Annotated in this window: 3 protein-coding genes; 1 reads left to right on the forward strand and 2 read right to left on the reverse strand. The window is 63.4% G+C overall.

The annotated features are described in order from the left end of the window. Positions 1–799: hypothetical protein (locus ACYVDE_RS17240; protein WP_460502785.1), on the forward strand; the 799-nt coding region annotated here is incomplete at its 5' end. Positions 800–880: 81 nt separating this feature from the next. Here ACYVDE_RS17240 and ACYVDE_RS17245 read toward each other — a convergent pair. Beyond that, positions 881–1,864, reverse strand: coding sequence for an alpha-ketoacid dehydrogenase subunit beta (locus ACYVDE_RS17245; protein ID WP_460502786.1), 984 nt, complete (start codon positions 1,862–1,864; stop codon positions 881–883). Positions 1,865–1,984: 120 nt separating this feature from the next. After that, positions 1,985–3,658: tetratricopeptide repeat protein (locus tag ACYVDE_RS17250; RefSeq protein WP_460502787.1), on the reverse strand; the 1,674-nt coding region annotated here is incomplete at its 5' end.

Here is a 3,658-nt window from a genome sequence, read left to right on the forward strand (position 1 = left end):
GGGCCGCCCGTTAGCCGGGGCACTGGCGGGGCTGGTAGGGGGCGCGGCGCTGGTGCTGCTGCCGCAGTTGCTTATCAACCAGCGCCATTTTGGCCAGGCCACGCCGCTCGTGCTGGCCCAGCGGCCGGGTAAGGAGCCGCTCTACCTGCGCCAGCTGGCCTGGGGCACGGCCTTACAGCGCTACGAAACCAGCCTCGTGCCCACCATTCCGCGTTCGCTGGTGTATGCCGATTCGGCCGGGCAGCGGATGCTGGAGGCGGTGCCCGGCGGGCGCTTCTGCAACTATGGCGGGTTTCTGCGGTTTCTGGCGCAGCACCCATTCAGTAGCGCCGCCCGCTATGCCCGTCACCTGTTCAATGGCCTCGACATTCGCTACCCCACGCCGTACCCCACGCGCCTGCATCCTCCCGGCCAAGCCGCGTTGCGGCTGCTGAATTACGCGCTGCTGGGCCTGGGCGGCTGGCTGGCACTGGCTCGTTGGCGCTCAATTGGCCAGCAAATACTGCCTGCCGAACCCCCCGTCAGCTTACCGCCGAATGCCGTGCTGCTGGCTCTACTGCTGCCCTGCCTGCTTACGTTGCCCACACTCATGGAATGCCGCTTTTTGCTGCCGTTGCACCTGCTGCTGCTCACGGGCGTGGCCGCTACTTGGCAGCCGCTGGCGTGGTGGCGAAGCTCAGCCGGGCCAATGCGGCGGGTGGCGGTGCTGGCCCTGGCGGTGGGCTGGCTCTGGGGCTGCTGGCAGCTGTCGGAAGCCACTGCCGGGCAACTGCGGCCGCCGAGCGAGGCTCCACAATAAGCTGTAAAAAAGGAAAGTTCCGCAAGCAAAAAGCCCCAGCTCTATCAGAGCCAGGGCTTTTTGCTTGCGGAACCCAATAAGCTACGCCTTAGCGTAGGTTACTTCCTTAACGGCTTTCACCACGCGGGCCACGTTGGGCAGCGAGGCTTCGATGAGGGTGGGAGCGTAGGGCAGGGGCACGTCGGCGCAGGTGATGCGGATGACGGGCGCATCGAGGTGGTCGAAGGCGCGGCGCTGCACAATGTAGGCCAGCTCGCCCGAGATGCTGGCTAGCGGCCAGGCTTCCTCAATCACCACCATGCGGTTGGTTTTCTTCACCGAGTTCACCAGCGTGTCATAGTCAATCGGGCGCACCGAGCGCAGGTCGATTACTTCAGCTTCGATGCCTTCCTTCGCCAATTCATCGGCGGCGGCGTAGGCAATTTTCATCATTTTGCCGAAGCTCACGAGCGTTACATGCTTGCCTTCGCGCACAATGTTGGCCTTACCGATTTCGAGGACGTACTCTTCCTCGGGTACTTCGCCCTTGTCGCCGTACATCAGCTCCGACTCCATGAAGATTACCGGGTCGGGGTCGCGGATGGCGGCTTTCAGCAGGCCCTTGGCGTCGTAGGGGTTCGACGGAACCACCACTTTCAGGCCGGGCGTGTTGGCGTACCAGTTCTCGAAGTTCTGCGAGTGCTGGCTGCTGAGCATGCCGGCGTTGCCCGTGGGGCCGCGGAATACGATGGGGCAGGAGTACTGGCCGCCCGACATCGAATACAGCTTGGCGGCCGAGTTAATCACCTGGTCGATAGCCACCAGCGAGAAGTTGAAGGTCATGAATTCAATGACCGGAATCAGCCCGTTGGCCGCCGCGCCCACGCCGATGCCGGCAAAGCCGAGCTCGGCAATCGGGGTGTCAATCACGCGCTCGGGGCCGAACTCGTCGAGCATGCCCTGGCTTACTTTGTAGGCACCGTTATACTGGGCCACTTCTTCGCCCATCAGGAACACCCGCGGGTCGCGGCGCATTTCTTCGGACAGGGCCTCGCGCAAGGCCTCACGGAATTGAATCTGACGCATGTTTTTCGTTTGGTAAAGCCGCAATCGGGCCGTGTGGCAAAGCTACAACAGGCCGGGGCGTTGGGCAAACAATGGGGTAGGAGGGGGCGCGGATAGCAGGGGCTGTTTGGTGCTTTCAGCCTAACGCAACGCCTCCTTGAATATCTTCCCCTGTGCGTAGTCCTGAAACTCCAGGTCCTCAACGGCGCGCTGGGCGTAGCTGCGGTCGAGGGCCACGGCTTGCTTGAGCAGGGTGCCAGCGGCAGCTTCGTCCTTCTGGCGGGCGGCTACCACGGCTAGGCCGTAGATGGGCGCGGCGGCCGTGGGGCGCAGCGTCTGGGCCAGGCGGTACTGCTCCTGGGCCAGTTCGTAGTGCTCGCGGCCCACTTCGATGAGGGCGCGGTTGAGGGCGTTCTGGTAGCTGGGGCCGGCATATTGCAGGCTGCGCAGGGCTTCATCGGGTTGGCCGACTTCAATTTCGAGCGCAGCGCGGTCGGAGAACACCTTGCGCAGCAGCGGCCGGTCGCCGCCGAGCTTGATGGCGTAATCGTAGTTCTGCAGGGCTTCGAGGCGGTCGCCGGCGCGGTGGTAGGCGGTGGCGGCATGGTAGAAGAACTCGGCCGTGGGGTGGCGGTGGGCCGCCAGCGTGAAGTTGGTGGCCGCGCGGCGGTAATAGGCCTTCTGAATCTTATCGGTCGGCTCCTTCTCGGCGCGCTGCAGCAGTATCACGCCCAAGTTATGAAATGCTTCCCAGCTGCCGGTATTGGCGGCCGATACTTCGTAGATGCGCTGCTTTTCGGCCAGCAGCGGCGTGAGATTGGCCGAGTAGCGCAGTTCCTCGGGGGTGAGGGCATCGGCCTCCATCTGCTTCTCCACAATCTTTTTCGAGAGCAGGTACAGCTCCGAGTTGTAGCGCGGCGGGGCGGTATACGTCACAGCCACGGTGCCGAAGCGCAGCACGGGGTAGATGTATTGCTCGATGTAATCGAAGTAGGAAAGCCGGTGCAGGGCTTTTTCCTTGGCTTCGAAGCTGCCCTTGGTATCGTTGATAATGGTGATGACCGAGTCAATCTGGTCGGGCTTGAGGGCCGAGGTCGTTACCTTCTGCAGGAAGGTGTCCCACTTGCGCACGTAGGCCAGGGTGTCGAACTTAATTTCCTCGTTCTTATTCAGATACGAGAAGTTCTTCACGCGCTGCTTGTAGTAGTAGAGCAGCATTCGCACGCGCTTGCTGGCCAGCAGGCGGTTGTGCGCATCGGTCGAGTCGGGCGAGTGGCCGGCGATGATAAGTACCTGCCGGGTGTGCTGGTTGGCGTCAATCAGGTCTTCGAGGGCCTGCACGTTGGTGCCCAGGTAGCCCCGGATGAACCATTTGTCTTCGTCGAAAAAGAAGGGCAGCACGCGGGTGCCGCTCATCACGTTGCTGGCTTTTTCGGGCAGCAGGGCCAGCACCGTGTCTTCGCGCGTCACGAGGCGGGCGGGGTCGGCAATGCCGCGGGCCACGCGCACATCGGCGGGGGCGCGCAGGGTTTTGCCGTTTTTCTTCAGCTCGCGCACTTGGCCGTGGGCCAGCAGCTCGCCGGGGTTGCGGCCAGGCGTGTTCGGGATGGTGTAGCGCTGGGTGGCCACGAGCAGGCTTTTATTTTCCTCGTCGTACACGTAGTTGCCGGGTACGAAGGTGAGGCGGCCGAGGGTGTCTTCGCGCAGGCCATGCTCGTAGCGGTAGCGCAGCAGCAGCTCGTAGGCCACGCCCTTGCGCAGGTGGGCGGCGGGCACGCGGGCCACCACCTCGAAGGGAACGGCCTCGCCCGAGGC

The organism is Hymenobacter agri (assembly GCF_054778495.1).